The 2730-nt window shown below is 42.2% G+C and carries 3 protein-coding genes; all 3 read right to left on the minus strand.

From position 1 onward, the window contains the following. Window positions 1-347: 347 nt before the first annotated feature. Window positions 348-791 carry a DNA-binding transcriptional regulator gene (locus H5058_RS17995; RefSeq protein ID WP_008109361.1) on the minus strand — a complete coding sequence of 148 codons (444 nt, stop codon included), beginning with the start codon at window positions 789-791 and terminating at the stop codon, window positions 348-350. A gap of 9 nt (window positions 792-800) precedes the next feature. Next, window positions 801-1142, minus strand: coding sequence for a DUF4258 domain-containing protein (locus H5058_RS18000; RefSeq protein WP_008109362.1), 342 nt, complete (start codon window positions 1140-1142; stop codon window positions 801-803). A 685-nt stretch (window positions 1143-1827) separates the two neighbouring features. Continuing rightward, window positions 1828-2424, minus strand: a complete 597-nt coding sequence (locus H5058_RS18005) for an HD-GYP domain-containing protein (protein ID WP_004589546.1) — start codon at window positions 2422-2424, stop codon at window positions 1828-1830. Window positions 2425-2730: the final 306 nt, after the last annotated feature.

The raw sequence follows: 2730 nt of genomic DNA on the forward strand, positions 1-2730 counted from the left end.
AGTTGGAAATGCTTCTGCTGATACAATTCGAAAATACATTCAAAAATCAGGGCTAGTTATTCCGATTCATCCCATCGACGCCGCTTCGCGTCGATCAATGGGTTTTCTCGGAAGGATTCGATAAATATACCGCTGGCTAGCTTCTCAATACCCCTCTTCCATCAGCAGATTACTTGGACTCTGAGCGAGCACATTACTTTTTAATGCGGGCATAATGATTTCCCCTTTAGTTTATTAGCTATAAATTAGTACGAAATACAAACCACAAATTATCTAGCATTGCTTTAAGATGAATAAAGGCCAAAAAACCGACTTAATGTCGGCTTTTTGGCTAAGTGGTTTAAGGCTTAGCTTTCTACTTCTTCCCAATGGTTTTCGATTTCTTCTAGGCGAATTACTTTTGCAGCTTCCTCAGCTTCAGTATCCGACAGTAAATCAAGAAAATAACTTACGGGATTATTTTGCTCTTGGCTTTCCATATACAAAGCTCTTAAAGCCGCATCTGTAGTACGTGGAATTTTTGTTTGACCTTTCTCATAACGTGCAATTGTCTGTTCATCCACACCAAAACGTGTCGCAAGCATTTTTTGAGAAACATTCATTTCAATACGTAAAAATTTAAATTCCTCATACGCAAGAGGCCTGTTGCTGTCGACAACAACCTGCGCTATTGCGCTATGAAGTCCGTTCATATCATCAATACTTGTATATTCTTCACCATCGATTTCTTCAACGGTAACACCATTTTTTAGATACACGTTTAATAAACCGCTTTCAGTATAATGGTACATATCAACCTCTTAATCTATCCATACAGTTACTAAAACTGACATAGGACTGTCATGATGATTCTTAAGTGCAACAGTCAACTCAATAACTTTGCCCGCTGCTAAACCTTTCAAGTTAAATTTCCAATCTCCGGAGGCCTCAGGGTATGGACCCTCTCTAAACACCGAATGTTTACTCTTAAGTAGAGTAATTATTTGTGCTGTAGTAACCCCTCGTTCATGCATGCGTTGTTTAACATGCTTGCTCCATCGAATCCTGTGGGTATAATTCTCTGCCAGATCATTCATTATTTTTCTGGCTGTTCCCTCTGTAAGTGGGAATTCTTTAACACCTTGTGGATTATTTTCAACCATGAACCACCTATCAATCTGATACCTATCATTTTGATAGGAAGGCAACGTATTGTCAACTATCACTTGAAAAAACTCTAAACGAACTTAGGGCCTGTTGATCTTTGCGGATTAAAATTTGTTCAAACTAGGGGCGGTTTAATCGCGGCGCGAGGTTTGTAACCTAGTGGACTAAGTCAAAACCGAGCAAAGCTTCCGCGTCCTGCTCACGCTCCTTACCTACATCCATGTAGGCAACAAAGAGTAAATCGCCCCTAGGCAGAACCCAAAGGGCAGCGCCTGTTTGGCATTGATGCTGCGTTATCACCTATTTATGGGGAATAACCACACCACATAGGCTCTGCCTTGCCTAAATACCAAACAGACTGCTGCAAATTTAACCTTGAAAGATCATTAGGCCCTAGTATCGCCGTCAGCAAAAACAACAACTACCACCTTCACAGAAGGGTGAGTTTCTTTCCTAACTCGTCTTGGGGCAAAGGCGAGTTATATTTATAACCCGCCTTTGGACAAAAACGAGTTAGAGCCGAAGGTCGGCTCTGTGCCATTTGCAGACATTAGCAACGCCTGAGCTCAGGTGCATTTGAGACAACGCCTGCTTTTGCGTTAGCAAAAAAGTGGGTGGCGGATCAAATGTCATCTGCAGAGACTTTTTAGGCAGCGTTCACCGTATTCTAGGAACGAGCGTTTACGAGGCACGTGCCGAACTGGCCTTTATGACTTTTGTAAACAACAAAAAAATATTTGGATCAAACTTCGTGTCCACTTCATGCTTCAAGATATTCATAGTTTCAAGGTGCGATTTAGCCATGCGGTATGGCCTGCTAGTCGTCAGTGCATCATACGCATCAATGATCGAAAGTATTCGACTACTCAGGGGAATATCGGCACCAGCCAGTCCGTCTGGGTATCCGCTTCCATCAAATGCTTCATGATGATGTCTGACAATAGACGCGACCTCGTCTCTGTTTGTCAGGAATGTCTCACTAATTATTCTCTCACCGATAACCGAGTGAGCCTTTATCTCTTCCCTTTCATCAGGTGTGAGCTTTCCAGGCTTCGAGAGAACAGTATCACGAACTCCAATCTTACCCACGTCGTGTAATTGACTGGCAATACGCAAGTCATCTAATGAGGGGGCACTCAAATCGGCCGCACGCCCCACTTCCAACGCAAGCGCACAGACGCGGTCACAATGGCCTCTAGTATACGCATCGCGCGCGCACAATGCCGTAATGAGTGATGGGTAAGCATTTTCTTGATCTGGTGCGAGGGCAAAAGCCATTGAATATCTCTCCTTGTTCAGCAACGCCTAACAATTTAATAGTGCGCTCATCACGCATATTTTTGCTGACTTCAAGCTCATCTATCCACATTCCAACAAATAACCGAGGGTATTTCAAGATTTTAAATAAATTTAAATGTAGGATATACGCGTTGCTCGTTTGCTTGACTATATGAATAAACGTAAGCGCGCAATTAAACCCACATACCAATATTAATGCTACCTATGCATAATTTACTCAGCATATTAACCTGAGGTAATTATGAATAAACAGCAAAAAATAAAACACTGGCAAGGCATTTTTGA

Origin of the sequence: Pseudoalteromonas sp. SR45-4 (genome assembly GCF_014163535.1) — a bacterium.
GTDB lineage: Bacteria > Pseudomonadota > Gammaproteobacteria > Enterobacterales > Alteromonadaceae > Pseudoalteromonas > Pseudoalteromonas nigrifaciens.